Here is a 14,999-nt window from a genome sequence, read left to right as displayed (position 1 = left end):
CGCACGCGTCGCTCTCGAAAACGACTTCTGAGTTGCCTGATCGCCCGATGGCGATCACCTGAAGACCCAGGCGCGCGCCCGCCGCGGCGCGCGCCTTTTTCACAACCGCATTTCTGCTTGTGCGGTCCAGCCCGGAGTAACACCATGCGTGATCTGATGAGAGCCTTTGCGGCCGAGGAAGATGGTGCCGTGACCGTGGACTGGGTCATTCTGACCGCCGCAATCGTCGGTTTCTGCATCGCGGCCTATACCGCGGCGGAAAACTCGACGCTCGGCCTGCGCGACGGCCTTGCCGCCGAACTTGTCCGCCAGAACGACTTCTGACCCCCTGCTGCCACGACATTCGCAAGGGCGGCCCGTTGCGCGGGCCGCCCGTCGCCGCGTTCTGCCACAGGAGGGCAGAGGCGTCGCCAAACCGCCCAGCGAGTGTCCCGTTCTTGCCGTATTCCCCCGCCAGGATGATCCGGGCCGGGAGACCGGCGAATCCAAGTTTGTCCAAGTGAGGTGACATATGCGACTCGTATTCGGACTTGTGCTGATCGCCGGCCTCGCCCTGGCGGGCTTTGCCGTCTACATGGCGCAGAATTACATCGGGGCCTACGAGAGCGCCCTGGCAGAAGAGCGTGCCAAGGCAGGCGCCTCTGTTCCGGTGGCCAAGGTCTTCATCACGAAACGCGCCATCAACTACGGCGAAGAGATCAAACCCGAGGACGTCGTGCTGACCCACTGGCCCCGGCAGGCCCTCCCCGAGGACTATTTCGACGAGGAAAACCCCTTCTTCGTCGACGGCCAGGAACCCCGCCTCGCCATGCGCCCGATCGAGAAGGCCGAAGTGTTGATGAAGGTGAAGGTGTCCGAACCCGGCGGCGACGCAGGCCTGACCTCGCGCCTTGATCGTGGCCAGCGCGCCTTTGCGATCAAGGTCGACGTGGCTTCGGGCGTGTCCGGTTTCCTGCGTCCGGGCGACCGGGTCGATGTCTACTGGACGGGCCGCCTGCCCGGCGAGATCGGTGAACGCTCGTCCGGCGAGGTAACCAAGCTGATCCAGACCGGTATCCGCCTGATTGCCATCGACCAGACCGCCGACACTGAATACAACACCGCAACCATTGCCCGCACCGTGACCGTTGCCGCCAGCCCGCAACAGGTCGCCGCCCTTGCGCAGGCCCAGTCGACCGGCAAGCTGTCTCTGTCGCTGATGTCCCAGCTGGACGATACCGTGGCAGAGGCGATCGAGGTGGACCAGCGGTCACTTCTGGGGATCGTGGCCGAGGAACGCGCCGAGAAGAAAGCCGACAAGACCTGCACCACCCGGGTGCGTCGCGGCGCCGAGGTGGTCGAGATCCCGATCCCCTGCACCAACTGACGCGCAAATTCGAACGGCGAATTCAACCGCTTGAAAAGATCAGGCCCCTGCCTTGGCGGGGGCCTCTTGTTGCGAAAATACCCGGCGTGTTGCGAGTTGTCCACATAAGCCGCAACACTGAAGCCATTGATTCTTGCAAAAAAACACGAAATGCCGCATGTTCGGGAAAAATGCAGGCGTCAGACCTGCGTCCGAGCAGTGATCGAGAGGCAGGTCACATGACCATTGACAGATTCCTGAAGACGGCCCTCCTGGGCCTGTCGCTTGCGGTCGCCCCGCTGGCGGTGCAGTACGCACAGGCGGACAACCTGCGCATCCTGCGCAATGGCACGCAACCTGTGCTCAACGTCCCGATGAACCGCGCACTGGTGGTCGAAAGCGATATTCCCTTTGCGGAATTGTCCATCGCCAATCCTGCGATCGCGGACATCTCGTCGTTGAACGACCGCAATATCTACGTGCTTGGTAAGGCGCCTGGAACGACGACGCTCACCATTCTCGACGCGGCGGGTGAGCTGATCTCGAACGTCGATATCCGCGTCTCGCCCGATGTATCCGAGTTCAAGGAACGGCTGCGCCAGATCCTTCCCCAGGAAAAGATCGAGGTGCGCACCGCCAATGACGGCATCGTGCTGTCGGGGACCGTGTCGTCGACGGCCAGGATGCAACGCGCCCTGGACCTTGCACAGCGCTATGCGCCCGACCGCGTGTCGAACCTGATGTCCGTGGGCGGCGTGCAGCAAGTCATGCTGAAAGTCCGTTTCGCCGAGATGGAACGCACAGCGGCCAAGATGCTGCGAACCTCTCTGGCCACCGGCGGATCGGTTGCAGGCGGCGATCTCGGCCTTGAACTGGGGACCTTGAGCGCCGCTTCGGATGCGGCGGTCGACGCCGTTGCCGACAAGCTGGCACCGCAGGGACTGGACGTCGAGGGCGCAGTTCTCTTTGGTTTCAACGCCGGCGGGCTCGAAGTGGGCATCATGCTGGAGGCGCTGGAACGCAAGGGCATCGTGCGCACCCTGGCCGAACCGAACCTGACCGCACTGTCGGGCCAGGAGGCAAAGTTCCTGGCAGGTGGCGAATACCCCGTCCCGGTCAGCCAGCAGAACAACACCATCACCATCGAGTACAAGCCCTTCGGCGTGGAGCTGAACTTCATCCCCCGGGTGGTCGATGGCGACCTGATCAACCTCGAGCTCGAGGCCGCGGTCTCGTCGATCGACACCAACAACTCGATCGTTCTTTCGGACATCTCGATCAACGGTTTCAAGCGGCGCGAAACCTCGACCACTGTCGAACTGCGTGACGGCGAAAGTTTTGCCATCGCGGGCCTGCTGATGGACGATTTCACCGACCGCAACTCGCAGCTGCCCTGGCTGGGCGACGTGCCGGTGCTGGGCGCGCTCTTCCGCAGCGCGGAATACCAACGGTCGCAGTCGGAACTGGTGATCATCGTGACCCCGCACCTGGTGACGCCGACGCGAGGCGAATACCTGGCCCTTCCGACCGACCGCGTTGTTCCCCCGACCGAACGTGACCTCTTCCTGCGTGGCAAGGTCGCCGGCAAGCCGGGGCAGAAGGCGCCGAATTCCGGGGCCGCGGGTGAAGTGGCCAAGCAGGACTTCACCGGCTCCTACGGATATGTGATGGATTGATGCAGAGGCGAATGATGATCAGGCTTCCCTTTTCCGCCGCGCTGACCGCGGGCCTCTTGATCGCCGGATGCAGCCAGGCCCCTGTCGGGTTTGACCGCGAGGCGGGCGCGCTGATCGACACCGGTCACTTCGGCAATGCCACTATGAACAATCACCAGCTGATGACCGGCGAAAAGCAGATCATCTACGACATGTCGCAACGCTTTGCCTCCGAAGTGATGACGACGGTGAACTTTGCCTTCAACAGCGCCGTTCTGGACCACGGCGCGCGCGACACGCTGCGCGAACAGGCCCAGTGGATCCGCCAGTTCCCGGAAATCCGGTTCCGCGTCTACGGTCACACCGACAAGGTCGGCAGCAACGGCTACAACAAGAGCCTGGGCCTGCGGCGGGCCAATGCGGTCGTGAACTACCTCGTCAGCCAGGGCATCAGCCGTTCGCGCCTCGAAGCCGTCGTTTCCTACGGCGAGACGCAGCCGCTGATTGTGACCGAGGGCCGCGAACGCCGCAACCGCCGCACCGTGACCGAGGTGTCGGGCTTTGTGTCCAGCCACCCCACGGTGCTGGATGGCAAATATGCCGAGGTGATCTATCGCGAGTATGTCAACAGCGCCGAACCCAAGACGGGGCTGACCGGACAGCAGGGGCAGGATCTCGCGATCACCGAGTGATCCTGACTTGGGACCGGCAAGGAAAGGGGCCAAACGGCCCCTTTTTTCATGTCCGCGCACGGGAGGGTCATTCATGCGCATGCAGCATACTCGTTTGAATTGATCGAATAATCCTATTGACCACTGGAGGGATGCGAGGGCGTACCAGGACCCGCCGTCAGTCCCCGTTCACCGTACAATTTCGGTTTTTTGGCCCAAATGTTGCCTCGATTATGGGGGACTGTCGCCTTGGAGAACCAGTGCGTGCGCAAATCCCGAGTCGCGCACCGCGGGTCCGGGGGACTTCTCTTAGCCACGTCCACCCGGTCCGGCAAAAGTAAAGGACGACAGGCATGACCAACGCGACACAACAGCAAACGGAGCCGGCGCCGATCGTCGCCTGCACCATCAGCCGCGACGTCCAGAACTTCGACCTGCTCATCGACGACATGGAAGCCCTGCTTGGAGAAGGATGGGGGGACCTCGGCTTCGACGAGGCCACGGCCTTCCTGAACCAGCCTGACGGGCGGACGCTGGAATTCGTGGCAATGGCCATCGACGCCATCGACGAGCCGGACCTGCCGATGTTGTCCCAGGTCATTCACGCCGCCAAGGAAAATGGCGTCAAGGTCATCCTGATCGCCGAAGACGTGACGCCCGCCTCGTTGCACCATCTCTTGCGCGACGGGGCCGATGAATTCGTGCCCTACCCCCTGCCCGAGGGTGAGCTGGCCGGGGCCTTGGAACGCCTGCGCCAGCCTGCACCCACCGCCGTTCAGTCCGAACCCGCGCCCGCCACCAATGCCGAAGGCGTCCGCCTGTCCGGTGGCGGTGACGGCGTGTTGATCGCCGTTCACGGCCTTGCCGGCGGCGTCGGCGCCACGACCCTGGCGGTGAACCTGGCCTATGAGCTGGCCACCGGCGGAAAGGAAAAACAGCCCAAGGTCTGCCTGATCGACCTTGGACTGCAGTTCGGCTCTGTCTCGACCTATCTCGACCTGCCCCGCCGCGAAGCCGTCTACGAAACCCTGTCCGACATCGAGGCGATGGACGGTGACAGTTTCGGCCAGGCACTGGTCAGCTTCGAGGACAAGATGCAGGTCTTCACCGCGCCGTCGGACATCCTGCCGCTGGACATCATCGGCCCAGCCGAGATCAAGCGCCTGCTGGACATCACGCGCGAGCATTTCGACTACGTCATCGTCGACATGCCGTCCACCGTCGTGCAGTGGACGGAAACCGTGCTGACAGAGGCGCAGCTGTATTTCGCGCTGATCGAACTGGACATGCGCTCTGCCCAGAACACGCTGCGATTGAAACGGGCGCTGCAATCCGAGGATCTACCGTTCGAGAAGATCCGCTTTGCGCTGAACCGCGCACCCAAATTCACCGATCTGCAGGGCAAGAGCCGCGTCAAGCGTCTAGCCGACAGCCTTGCGATCTCGCTGGACGTGCAACTCCCGGATGGCGGCCGAACCGTCATGCAGGCCTGCGACCACGGGCTGCCGCTGGCCAGCCACGCGGCCAAGAACCCGCTGCGCCGCGAAATCGTCAAGCTTGCCCAGCAGCTCAACGCCATCGGCGACAGCGACGCCGAAGCCGCCTGATCCAGGGGATATACATGTTCTCGCGTTACAAGAAAAACTCCGCTCCCGGCGCCCAGCCGGTCAAGGCCCCGGCCCCGGCGGCTCCCGCCACTGCAGCTCAGCCTGCCGCCCAGCCCACAGCCGTGCGTCGTAAGGCGAAACCCGCCGCGCAGGCGGCCCCCGTGGACAAGGAAAAGAAACGCAAGGAACGGCTTGGCGAGATCAAGCTGGAACTGCACCGGGCGCTTCTTGAGAACCTGAACCTGGCCGCGCTGGATAAGGCCTCGGAAGGGGAGCTGCGCGAGGAAATCAGCGCGATCGCCAACGAGACGTTGCAGGAGAAGGGCGTCGTTCTGAACCGCGACGAACGCCGCGCGATGATGGCCGATCTCTACGACGAGGTGAAGGGGCTCGGCCCTCTGGAACCACTGCTCAAGGACGAGACGATCTCGGACATCCTGGTCAACGGTCCCCAGCAGATCTTCATCGAACAGAACGGCAAGCTGACGCTGTCGGATGTGACCTTCAAGGATGAACGCCACCTGATGCGGATCATCGACAAGATCGTCTCGGCCGTGGGCCGGCGCGTCGATGAATCGAACCCCTACGTCGACGCCCGTCTGGCGGATGGGTCGCGTTTCAACGCGATGGTGCCGCCGGTGGCCATCGACGGCAGCCTTGTGTCCATCCGGAAATTCAAGAAGGACAAGTTGGGCATCGACGACCTGGTGAACTTCGGCGCCTTCACCGAGGAAATGGCCGTCTACCTGCAGGCCGCCGTGGCCACCCGGCTCAACATCATCGTCTCGGGCGGGACGGGCTCGGGCAAGACCACGACGCTCAACGCGCTGTCCAGTTTCATCGACGACAGCGAACGCATCCTGACCATCGAGGACACCGCCGAACTGCAGCTGCAGCAGAGCCACGTCGGCCGCATGGAAAGTCGCCCGCCCAACGTCGAGGGCAAGGGCGCCGTCACCCCGCGCGACTGCCTGAAAAACGCCCTGCGGATGCGCCCCGACCGCATCATCGTCGGCGAGACTCGCGGCGAGGAGGTCATCGACATGCTGCAGGCCATGAACACCGGCCACGACGGCTCGATGACCACGATCCACGCCAACAGCGCCCGCGATGGTGTTGCGCGTCTGGAGAACATGATCGCCATGGCGGGGATCGAGATGCCGCTCAAGGCGATGCGCTCGCAGATTTCTTCGGCCGTGAACCTCATCGTTCAGGCCAGCCGCCTGCAGGACGGCTCGCGCCGCATGACCTCGATCACCGAGATCACCGGCATGGAAGGCGATGTGATTTCAATGCAAGAAATCTTTCGCTTCCAGCGCGTCGGCCTGACCCCCGATAACAAGATCATCGGCCATTTCACGGCCACCGGCGTTCGCAGCGCCTTTGCCGAACGGTTCCGGATGTGGGGCTACGACGTGCCCGCCTCGATCTACGAACCCTTCAGACCGGAGTAACGCATATGCTCAGCGCAGAACCGATCATCTACGGCGGGATCTTCCTGGGCGTGCTGATCCTGGTCAACGGCGTCTACCTCGTCGCCTTCGGCAAGTCGATCAGCCTCACCAACCGGGTCAACCGCCGGCTGGAGATGCTCGACAAGGGCGAACGCCGAGAGGACGTCCTGGCCAAGCTCCGCAAGGAGATGGACCAGCACATGCAAAGCCGCTCGCTGCCCATCTACTCGATGCTGGCGAGCAAGGCCCAGAAAGCGGCGCTTGCCTTCACGCCGCAACAGCTGATCCTTGTCATGGTCGCAGCCTCCGTCTTTGCCTTCGTCGGTCTCAGCATCGGGACAGAGGCGGGCGCCGCCGTGCGCGCTGTCATGTCCGTCTTCATGGGCGTCGGCGGTGTCTATTTCTGGGTCAATCACCGCGCCAAGAAACGCCTCAGCATGATCGAGGAACAGCTACCCGACGCGGTGGAACTGATGGTCCGCTCCTTGCGCGTGGGGCACCCGTTCAGCTCGGCCATTTCGATCGTCGCCAAGGAACTCAAGGACCCGCTGGCCACGGAATTCGGCATCATCGCGGATGAATCGACCTATGGCCGCGACGTGGGCGAGGCACTGAAGCACATGGCCGAACGGCTGGACATGCAGGACTTGCGCTTTCTGGCCGTGGCCGTGGCGATCCAGCAGCAGGCCGGCGGCAACCTGGCCGAGATCCTCGAAGGCCTGGCCAAGGTGATCCGGGCCCGTTTCCGCCTCTTCCGCCGGGTCAAGGCGATCACTGCCGAGGCGCAATGGTCAGGCAAGTTCCTGTCAGGTTTCCCGGTCGCGGCGCTGATCTTCATCCAGGTCGCCAAGCCCGACTACTATGACGAGGTGCTCGATCACCCCTGGTTCATTCCCGCCTGCTTCATTGTCGGCATCATGCTGGTCGCGAACATGATCGTCATGCGCTGGCTGGTGAATATCAAGGTCTGAGAAAGGCTGCCCCAATGCTCGATACGCTCAACACGATGATCACCGATACGCTGGGTCCCGCCGGTCCGCTGATCGTGGTCGCGGGATTGGCGGCGCTCCTGATCGTCGCCACCATCCCGATGTTCCTCAACTCCCGCCCCGACCCGCTGGACAAGCTCAAGCAGGACGGCAAGAAACGCATGGACGCAGAGACCCGCGCCGTGTTGCGGGAAAAGAGCAAGAACGAAAAGCTCAACAAGTATGCGCAGTTCCTGGAACCGCAGGACGCCAAGGAATACTCCGAGATCCGCACCAAGCTGATGCAGGCCGGCTACCGGTCCAAGGACGCGGTGCAGATCTACTACTTCCTGCAATTCGCGCTGGGGATCGCCCTGCTCTGCGCAGGGGTCGTGTACTACATCTTCTTCATCGACCCAGAGACGGCAACGATGCAGACCAAGCTGATGTATATCCTCGGCCCCGGCTGCCTTGGCTACATGGCGCCCAAGTACTGGGTCAACAAGCGGGTCGCCAGCCGCCAGGAACAGATCCAGCAGGGCTTTCCCGACAGCTTGGACATGATGCTGGTCTGCGTCGAGGCGGGCCAGTCGATGGACCAGTCCATCGTCCGCGTCGCACGCGAGTTGCGCAGTTCCTTCCCTCCGCTGGCCGAGGAATACGAGATCATCAGCTACGAGATGAAGGCCGGCAAGGACAAGAGCCAGGTCCTGAACGACATGGCCGACCGCTGCGGCCTGCCTGACATCTCGTCCTTCGTCACCGTGCTGAACCAGGCGGCGACCTTCGGCACCTCGATCTCCGATGCGCTGCGGGTCTACGCCGGCGAAATGCGTGACAAAAGAGTCATGCGTGCCGAGGAAGCTGCGAACAAACTGCCGACAAAGATGACGCTGACCACTATGATGCTCACGGTGCCGCCGCTGCTGATCATTCTCGTGGGCCCGTCCGCGGTTGGCATTTCCGAAATGGGCTCGATGGCTGTGGGCAACTGACCGCATGAAACAGGCTCTTTGGGCCGCCCTGATGACGCTGCCGCTGGCCGCCTGCACCGCAGGCGGCCCGTTCGCGCATAACGAACCCGCCTCACCCTACGCACCCGGCCTCGACCCCAGGGGCGAAGCGGTGGATGGGTTGACCGTGGGCCACCGCCTGATGGCCGCCGGCCAGCACGAACTCGCGCTCGAGGCCTTTACCCGCGCCGCCGCCGACCAGGGACTGACCGCCGAGGTCCTGATGGCCCTGGGGTCCGCCAACCTGGCGCTGGGGCGGTTGCACCAGGCCGAACCGCTGCTGCGCCGCGCCGTAAAGGAAGAACCGGACTGGGCCGAAGCCTGGAACAACCTCGGCATCGTGCTGATCGAAAAGGGTGAGACCGCCGAGGCCTCCGAAGTCTTCCGCCGGGCCTTTGCGCTGGACAATGGCCAAAGTGACTCAATTCGCGACAATCTTCGCTTGGCGCTCGCAAAAATGGAAAATTCCGTTTATGGTGATGAGTTAGAGCAAGAATACAAGATCGTACGCCGCGGGCACGGGGACTACCTGATCCGGCGCACTGGCGGCTGACGATCATTCGCCCCGGACAACGGGGCAAAAGAACAACCGCCGAAAAGGCGGGCGAGAGGCAGAGCAGCACAAGGACGCAGGCAAAATGCGCCATCCCATCATCGTTTCCCTCTGCGCGGCGGGCGTCGTCGCGCTGTCGGCCTGTGACAAGGGCATCGACACCGCCGAAATGGACCGCAAGTTCCAGGGCGTGAACGTGGTCGACGAAAGCGACCTGAACGAGGTCATGCTGACCGTGGGCGACCCGAACGAGGCCGTGGCCTATTTCCAGCGCACGCTCAAGGAAAACCCCGACCGGATCGACATTCGCCGCGGCCTTGCCCAGTCTCTGGTCCGGGCCAAGCGCATCCCCGAGGCCAAGGTGGCCTGGGCCAAGGTCGTCGAGCACGAGGACTCGACCGATGACGACCGGGTGCAACTGGCCGATGTCCTAATCCGCGCGGGCGAATGGGACCAGGCGGAAAAGGTGCTGGACGCGATCCCGCCCACCGTCGAAACCTACAAGCGTTACCGGCTGGAGGCGATGATCGCTGATAGCAACAAGGAATGGAAAAAGGCCGACAGTTTTTACGAGGTCGCGGTGGGCCTGACGACCAAACCCGCCTCGGTGCTGAACAACTGGGGGTATTCCAAGCTGACGCGTGGCGATCTGCCCGAGGCCGAAAAGCTCTTCCTCGAGGCCATCCGCCACGACGACAAGCTGTATACCGCCAAGAACAACCTGGTCATGGCGCGCGGCGCGCAGGGCAAGTACATCCTGCCCGTCATCCCCATGACCCAGGTCGAAAAGGCGGAACTTCTGCACACACTGGGCCTGGCCGCGATCAAGAGTGGTGACGTCAAGACCGGCAAAGCCCTGCTGCGCGAAGCGATGGAGACGCACCCGCAGCACTTCGAGGCCGCGGCCCGGGCGCTGGCGGCGCTTGACGAGGCCTGAGGTCCATGTCGCTGAGTGCCGCCGCGGCCCTGTGGTTCCTGCCCTTCGTCCTGCCGATCTGTGTCTATATCTGCTACACCGACATGAAGGGGATGCGCATCCCCAACCATGCGGTTGTGGCGCTGTTCCTGGTTTACCTCTTCGTGGGCGTGGTCGCCTTGCCGCTGGATGTCTATTTCTGGCGCTACCTGCATCTTGTCGTGGTGCTGGTGGCGGGCATCGCGCTGAATGCGGGCGGGGCGATGGGGGCCGGCGACGCGAAATTCGCCGCCGCCGCCGCCCCCTTCATCCACATCGGGGACCTGCGGTTCCTTATGGCGCTCTTTGCCGCCAACCTGCTGGCGGCCTTCGTGGCGCACCGCCTGGCCAAGCGCACGCCGCTGCGCCACCTGGCGCCCCACTGGCACAGCTGGGAGGCCGGGTCGAAATTCCCGATGGGGCTTGCCCTGGGCGGAACACTGGCAATCTACCTCGGGTTGGGGTTGTTCTACGGGGCGTGACACCGGCACGCCCTGCCCCGGCGGGCGGTTCGGAATTTCCGCAGTCGCTCCCTCATCCTGCCACAATCCCCTGCCAGTCTGCTTGCCAAAGCAGTTGAGGGCAGATCCGACATGAACATGGAAACCGGCGCCGTCCTGGCCCCGCCGCAGCCACGGCGGATCGAGGAAATGAAGCTTCCGCTGGTGATGATGCGTGACATCGTGCTCAAGACGATGTTCCGCAAGAACACCAACATCGTGACGGATCTTGCACGCACCGTCTGCCTTCCGGTGACGGTCGCGCAGGAACTGATCGACATGTGCCGCGGCCAGGGCCTGATGGAGGCGATGGGCACGCTCGGCCCCTCGGGAGAGGTCTCCTCCGAGATGCCATACCAGTTGACGGACAGCGGAAAGGCCCGCGCGCTGGATGCACTCGCACAGTCCGAATACTTCGGCGCTATGCCGATCCCGCTGGATGTCTACGCCGAACAGGTCAAGCGCCAGTCGATCCGCAACATCCAGATCACCCGCGATCAGTTGACCGGCGCGATGGGCCACCTGGTCCTGCCCGAAGACCTGATTTCCAACCTCGGGCCCGCCGTTTCCTCGGGCCGGTCGATCCTCATGTACGGCCCACCGGGCAACGGCAAAAGCTCGATCTCCAACGGCATCCGCGATGCAATGGGCGACAGGATATACGTCCCCCGGGCCATCGAGTATTCCGGCCAGGTCATCACGGTCTACGACCCGATCGTGCATTCCAAGGCCGAGGACGACGCCGAAGACCCCAACGCCCTGCGCCGCCGCGCACGGTTCGACCGGCGTTACGTCCTGTGCCAGCGGCCCACGGTCATCACCGGGGGCGAACTGTCGCTCAACATGCTCGACCTCGTCTACAACCCCACGGCGCGCACCTACCAGGCGCCATTGCAGCTGAAATCCACCGGCGGCATCTTCATCGTCGACGACCTTGGCCGACAGGCCGAACCGCCGCAGAAGCTGGTCAATCGCTGGATCGTGCCGCTGGAAGAATCCAAGGACATCCTTGCCCTGCAGTCGGGCGAAAAGTTCGAAGTGCCTTTCGACACGCTGGTGATCTTTTCGACCAACTTCCACCCGAACGAGATCTTCGACCAGGCCGCGCTGCGCCGGATCTTCTTCAAGATCAAGATCGACGGGCCGAACCAGCAGGATTTCCTCAAGATCTTCAGCCTTGTGGCCCGCAAGAAGAAGATGCAACTGGACGAGGCAAGCCTCGTCCACCTGCTCAAGAACAAGTACCCGACGATCAAGAACATCTACGCGAATTACCAGCCAGTCTTCCTGATCGACCAGATGATCGCCGTCTGCGATTTTGAGGGCATCCCCTACAAGATGACCCCCGAGTTGATCGACCGCGCCTGGAGCAACATGTTCGTGAAGGACGAAAAAATCGTGAAGTGAGGGTGGCTTGCCCGGTCCCCTCTGTGCGCGAGGGGGCTAACCCTCCCTGATCCGTGCCATCCAGATCGGCAACAGAAGGCTGAGGATCAACAACCGCATCACATGGTGTGCCGCTACATAGGCCGGGTCCAGCCCAAGGGTCACGGCGATGGCGGCCATCGCCTCGACCCCGCCGGGGGCATAGGCCACGATCAGGACGGCGGGCGGCACGCCCATCAGGACCAGAGCAACCGTCACCGCCATCAAGGTGGTGATCACGTTGACCAGTGTGAGCCAGGCACCGGCCATGACCGAGTTGCGCAACACGGCGCCGCTTTGTCCCGCGAAACGAGAGCCGATCATCGTCCCCATCACCACAAAAGCCGCGTCGCCCAGCTCCGCCGAGAGGCGCCCAGGCGTCAGGTCTGTCACATGGCCCAGCGCACTGACCGTCATGCCCGCCATCAGGAAAGCCGCCGGCACGCGCAGCTTCTGGTAGCCATAGCCCACAATCAGACCCGCAAGCCCCAGCAGGCCCAGCGAGATCAGCGTCATGTCGGCCACCGGAAGGAGGGTCGCCCCGCTGGCGCCAAAGACGACGCTGACCAGAAGCGGCACGCAGAGCGTCAGGAACAGGACCCGGATGCTCTGGATCACCGCGATCTGTGCCGTGGGGCCGCCCTGTTCCAACGACATGCTGAGCACGTAACTCAGGTGTCCCGGCGCCGAGGCAAGGATCGCATCACGTTGGCTGAAGCCCATCCAGCGCACCATGCCGGCTTTCGCGATCGCCAACCCCAAGGGCAGGCTGGCACCGAGGACCGCGATGCTGAGCGGCCAGGAAGCCGCCGCTTGCAGTGTCTCCGGCGTGACACCGGTTCCGATGTTGACGCCCAGCAGGATAAAGGCCGCTGTCCGCATCCAGACCGGCAGATCGAACCGCAGACCCGCCAATCCGGCCAGCGTGACACCCACGGCGGAACCGGTCAGCGCCGCGGCCGGAAAGCCGATCAGCCCGAAGACCAGCGCGCCCAGCGCACCCGCGCAAAAGGCCAGGAGAGTTCCGGTAAGGTGGGACATGCCGGACCGGTTTATCCATCCGGATTGACCTACGCCAGCCCCCGGGACAGCCTTCGACGCGGTGCCATGCGGAATGGTTTTGCGTCGGTGTGATTTTGCGCTTGACGGCGGCGCGCGGCTTCCGTATCCGACCCCCCACACTGCTTGGCGCGGTAGCTCAGTTGGTTAGAGCGAACGACTCATAATCGTTAGGTCGGGGGTTCGAGTCCCCCCCACGCCACCATTCCTCCCCTTCATTTTCGAAATCACGCCCGGGTCGGGTCCGATGTCTTGTCGCGGATGACCTGTCCCCGGAAAAGGGAGGCGCTGCCCCCCTTTCCCAACCCTTTTTCGGTCCTTTCAGGCAGAAAGGTCCATACCATCGACCTCGGCCCAGATATCGCCCCAGACCGCCCTGGCCTTGCCCCGGTGGCGCGCAGCCTTTGCGGCTTCGAGATTGTCCATCATGCCGTCGCCCCTGACCACGATCAGGCCAACCATGCCGACGGCGTAATGCGGCTGACACTGGTAGCCATAGAACCCGGGGCTGTCGAAGGTCACTTCGATCTCCTCGTTGATCCGGCCCCGGAACGGTTCCGCACCGTCGGGGATCATGTCGTCGGCGGACTGGGCGTTGTGGCCCTTGTCGGTGGCCAGGAACTTGACGCTGTCACCGGGCTCGATCACAGCGATGCGCGGAAAAAACACCTGCCGCAGCTTGCGATCCTCGGGGTGCTGGTTCAGCATCTGGATTTCATGTGTCGTCGCCGCAAGCACCCGACCGGGCAGGGTCAGGGCCAGCGTGGCCGAAGCCGCAGCAGAAAGAAGCGCGGTGCGTCGTGTGATGAAACGGGTCAAGTCTTCCTCCATCGGGATTGCACACCGGTCCCCTTGGGAAGGCCAGCGCGGGATGCCGGCACGTTGCGGCAATCCCCGGAACCTTGTCCAGCGTGGCGCAGCCCCATAGGCCGGTTTCCGCGTTGTGAATTAGACCCCAGAGCTCGTCTGACATCCGGAAACGGGCGTGATGCGGCGCTTTGTCCGCAGTTCAGGCAGAGGCACGGACCGACCACCGGGACCGGCCCGCCGCAAAGGCCAGAAACAGACCGGACACCGCCACCATGACAACAACCATGACCGCCACCGGAACCGCCACCGGGCCGCGGGGGACGGCAAGTTCCAGCGGCTTACCCGGCGACAGGTGCACATGGCGGTCCCGGAGTGGCCCGCCAAAGCCATGCTCTCGCACCATCAGGTCCAATCCCTTTGGGTTGGGCAGGCGCAGAGTGATTGGTGCGCCGGGGTCATCCGGGTATGCCACGAAACCGGCGTAGAGATAGAGATCCCGCAGGCCTCGCGGGGCCTCCGGCGCGGGGACACCGCAGACGGAAATTGCCGTCAGCCCGTCCAGCGGGGTGACAAACGGCAGGGGCTGGTTCAGCGGATGCACCATCAGGGACATGCCTTCGAACGTTGCCGTCTGCCCGGCGATACGCGCCTCGACCCGCTCCCACAGCGCATCCGCGATCTGCCAGGTTCCCTCCTGCAGGCTCTCGAAGGGCACACGCCCGTCCGGCCCTATCAGCATTCCGGCATCCAGGCCAAAGGTGTCGACCGCCGTCAGGACGGGCATGCCCATGAATATCTCGACAGAGCGGTCATCGCGGGCAACGATCAACTCGACCCGATCGGCCAGGACCGGCGAGCAGGTCAGACCGCCGGCAACCACCAGCGCCGTCCGTGCCAAGATCCTTCGCAGCCCCCGCATCCTATCCCTTTCGTCCCCTCGCTGGCTTATCTGCCTTCACAGCCCCGACAGCACAAAGCGCAACA

The 14,999-nt window shown here is 63.5% G+C and carries 15 protein-coding genes and 1 tRNA gene; 13 read left to right on the top strand and 3 right to left on the bottom strand.

What is annotated here, in order from left to right:
• Positions 1-144 precede the first annotated feature (144 nt).
• From PVW46_RS20535 to PVW46_RS20480, 12 genes are all read left to right on the top strand, one after another.
• Positions 145-324 (top strand): Flp family type IVb pilin, encoded by a 180-nt coding sequence (locus PVW46_RS20535; protein ID WP_069208984.1) that lies wholly within the window; start codon positions 145-147, stop codon positions 322-324.
• 187 nt (positions 325-511) lie between these two features.
• Complete coding sequence (cpaB, locus tag PVW46_RS20530) at positions 512-1,366, top strand: Flp pilus assembly protein CpaB (RefSeq protein ID WP_043138330.1); 855 nt, start codon at positions 512-514, stop codon at positions 1,364-1,366.
• A 218-nt stretch (positions 1,367-1,584) separates the two neighbouring features.
• Positions 1,585-3,021: a type II and III secretion system protein family protein gene (locus PVW46_RS20525; RefSeq protein WP_043138332.1), complete on the top strand. Its 1,437-nt coding sequence runs from the start codon at positions 1,585-1,587 to the stop codon at positions 3,019-3,021.
• A 14-nt stretch (positions 3,022-3,035) separates the two neighbouring features.
• On the top strand, positions 3,036-3,692 hold the full coding sequence (locus tag PVW46_RS20520; RefSeq protein ID WP_274577361.1) for an OmpA family protein: 657 nt from the start codon (positions 3,036-3,038) through the stop codon (positions 3,690-3,692).
• A gap of 332 nt (positions 3,693-4,024) precedes the next feature.
• On the top strand, positions 4,025-5,278 hold the full coding sequence (locus PVW46_RS20515) for a CpaE/TadZ family protein (protein WP_069208982.1): 1,254 nt from the start codon (positions 4,025-4,027) through the stop codon (positions 5,276-5,278).
• A 14-nt stretch (positions 5,279-5,292) separates the two neighbouring features.
• Complete coding sequence (locus PVW46_RS20510; protein ID WP_069208981.1) at positions 5,293-6,732, top strand: TadA family conjugal transfer-associated ATPase; 1,440 nt, start codon at positions 5,293-5,295, stop codon at positions 6,730-6,732.
• A 5-nt stretch (positions 6,733-6,737) separates the two neighbouring features.
• On the top strand, positions 6,738-7,703 hold the full coding sequence (locus PVW46_RS20505; protein WP_069208980.1) for a type II secretion system F family protein: 966 nt from the start codon (positions 6,738-6,740) through the stop codon (positions 7,701-7,703).
• A gap of 14 nt (positions 7,704-7,717) precedes the next feature.
• Entirely contained in the window at positions 7,718-8,695 is a 978-nt protein-coding gene (locus PVW46_RS20500) for a type II secretion system F family protein (RefSeq protein WP_069208979.1), read from the top strand.
• 4 nt (positions 8,696-8,699) lie between these two features.
• Positions 8,700-9,266 carry a tetratricopeptide repeat protein gene (locus PVW46_RS20495; protein ID WP_069208978.1) on the top strand — a complete coding sequence of 189 codons (567 nt, stop codon included), beginning with the start codon at positions 8,700-8,702 and terminating at the stop codon, positions 9,264-9,266.
• Between the two features lie 85 nt (positions 9,267-9,351).
• Complete coding sequence (locus PVW46_RS20490) at positions 9,352-10,203, top strand: tetratricopeptide repeat protein (RefSeq protein ID WP_043138349.1); 852 nt, start codon at positions 9,352-9,354, stop codon at positions 10,201-10,203.
• A gap of 5 nt (positions 10,204-10,208) precedes the next feature.
• Entirely contained in the window at positions 10,209-10,703 is a 495-nt protein-coding gene (locus PVW46_RS20485; protein WP_043138352.1) for a prepilin peptidase, read from the top strand.
• Positions 10,704-10,814: 111 nt separating this feature from the next.
• Positions 10,815-12,128 (top strand): DUF8689 domain-containing protein, encoded by a 1,314-nt coding sequence (locus PVW46_RS20480; RefSeq protein ID WP_043138354.1) that lies wholly within the window; start codon positions 10,815-10,817, stop codon positions 12,126-12,128.
• Between the two features lie 36 nt (positions 12,129-12,164).
• On the opposite strand, the gene PVW46_RS20475 is transcribed toward PVW46_RS20480, so the two are convergent.
• Positions 12,165-13,187: an AbrB family transcriptional regulator gene (locus PVW46_RS20475; protein ID WP_069208977.1), complete on the bottom strand. Its 1,023-nt coding sequence runs from the start codon at positions 13,185-13,187 to the stop codon at positions 12,165-12,167.
• A gap of 146 nt (positions 13,188-13,333) precedes the next feature.
• On the opposite strand from PVW46_RS20475, the gene PVW46_RS20470 reads away from it, so the two are divergent.
• Positions 13,334-13,410, top strand: a tRNA-Met gene (locus PVW46_RS20470).
• A 116-nt stretch (positions 13,411-13,526) separates the two neighbouring features.
• Here PVW46_RS20470 and PVW46_RS20465 read toward each other — a convergent pair.
• Positions 13,527-14,024, bottom strand: coding sequence for a pseudoazurin (locus PVW46_RS20465; RefSeq protein WP_223306161.1), 498 nt, complete (start codon positions 14,022-14,024; stop codon positions 13,527-13,529).
• Positions 14,025-14,214: 190 nt separating this feature from the next.
• The gene (locus tag PVW46_RS20460; protein WP_139132276.1) at positions 14,215-14,913 is read right to left on the bottom strand and encodes a hypothetical protein; all 699 of its coding nucleotides are present in this window, start codon (positions 14,911-14,913) and stop codon (positions 14,215-14,217) included.
• Positions 14,914-14,999 lie beyond the last annotated feature (86 nt).

The sequence above is a fragment of the Mameliella sp. AT18 genome (assembly GCF_028807275.1).
GTDB classification, from domain to species: Bacteria; Pseudomonadota; Alphaproteobacteria; order Rhodobacterales; family Rhodobacteraceae; genus Antarctobacter; species Antarctobacter albus.
Note: the sequence above shows the minus strand (reverse complement) of the source record. Positions and strands in the feature narration are given on the sequence as shown.